General features: G+C 43.9%; 1 protein-coding gene and 1 pseudogene. Both read left to right on the top strand.

All coding sequences use genetic code 11. The features are described 5' to 3' along the window. Positions 1 to 355 (top strand): annotated as a pseudogene (locus A3762_RS25250) (glyceraldehyde-3-phosphate dehydrogenase); the annotation flags it as partial. Positions 356 to 653: 298 nt separating this feature from the next. Then, positions 654 to 1,659 (top strand): Na(+)-translocating NADH-quinone reductase subunit A (locus tag A3762_RS25245; RefSeq protein WP_068758179.1); only part of this gene is annotated, 1,006 nt, incomplete at its 3' end.

Here is a 1,659-nt window from a genome sequence, read left to right as displayed (position 1 = left end):
GTTGACTGGTAATGCTATCCGGGTTCCTACGCCTAATGTTTCTATGGCTATTCTTAGTTTGAATGTTTCGCGCGAAGTGACTATTGAAGAAGTAAATGACTTCTTGCGTCACACAAGCTTGCATTCAGAGTTTTCAAAGCAAATTGATTTCACGAACTCGAACGAAGCAGTTTCAAGTGACTTTGTTGGTAATCGTCGCGCGGGTATTGTTGATGCGCAAGCGACTATTGTCAGTGGTTCGCGCATTAATTTGTACGTTTGGTACGATAACGAGTTCGGTTACAGTGCTCAGGTGATTCGAATTGCGAATCAAATGTCTGGTGTGGAGTATCCTACATTCCCTATACATCCATAAATAGCCGCTCAAGATATAAAAAAACCGCTCAATGAGCGGTTTTTTTATGCCTAATTTAAAGGGGTTAACTGACAATTGGTGATTATAGTCAGGAACTTACGAACTATAGCTAAGCTTTATTTTACTTATGTGGTAGCAAAATAGTGGGCGCGTCTTTATAATTGGCGCGATTTTCTGGTTCATCTATGCGTAATTGTGCCTGGTCATTTGTGGTTAGGGATCTTATTTCGCTGTAAGTCTCTGTTATTCAAAGATTTAGATGGAAAATTCATTTTTTGTTTATGTTTAGGCGGGATTAATGGTCAAGATTAAAAAAGGCCTCGATCTTCCAATAACTGGCGCTCCAGAACAAAAGATAACTGACGCAAAATCGGTCAGTCGTGTAGCTCTTGTTGGGTTCGACTATGTCGGAATGAAACCAACAATGGCTGTGCAGGTTGGCGATGTCGTTAAGAAAGGTCAGTTACTTTTTGAGGATAAAAAGACCAGCGGTGTTCGTTACACTGCGCCAGCCAGCGGTAAGGTTGTAGAAATTAATCGCGGTGAACGACGAGTCTTTCAATCTATCGTTATTGAGGTAGAGGGAAATGATGCAGAGTCATTCGATAAGTATGATACTGCGGCGTTTGAGTCGTTGACGCGCGATCAGGTACGCGACAATTTAGTTGCTTCAGGTATGTGGACAGCTCTACGTACACGCCCTTTTAGTAAGGTGCCTGAGTTAGGTAGCGTTCCAAATTCGATTTTTGTAACTGCAATGGATACAAATCCTCTTGCAGCAGACCCTTCAGTTGTTATCTCCGAGAAAGCCGAAGCATTTTCAAGCGGTTTGACAGTCCTTTCTAAGTTAACTGATGGTCGTGTGTTTGTGTGTTGTGAGGCGGGCAAAGAGCCTAGCGTTCCTTCATCAAGCCAAATTGCTGTTGAGACGTTCTCGGGCGTTCACCCAGCAGGTAATGCTGGCACGCATATTCATTATCTTGACCCTGTTAGTGCTGAGAAGACTGTTTGGACTATCTCATATCAAGACGTGATTGCGATCTCTGAGTTGTTCGCAACGGGCGAGCTTTCAGTTGAAAGAGTTATTTCGCTAGCTGGCGAAGGTATTGCTCAGCCTCGTTTGGTTCGTACTCAACTAGGTGCTTGTGTAAGCGATTTGGTCAACGGCGAAGGTGACAATGTTACCTGTCGTGCGATCAGTGGTTCTGTGTTTGGCGGTCGTACAGCGCGCGATTCAGTTGACTTCTTGGGTCGATATGCACAACAGATTTCAGTCATTCCAGAGCCTCAAGAACGCGAGTTGT

This window comes from Oleiphilus sp. HI0125 (assembly GCF_001635355.1).
This window is presented reverse-complemented; position numbering and strand designations above follow the sequence as displayed.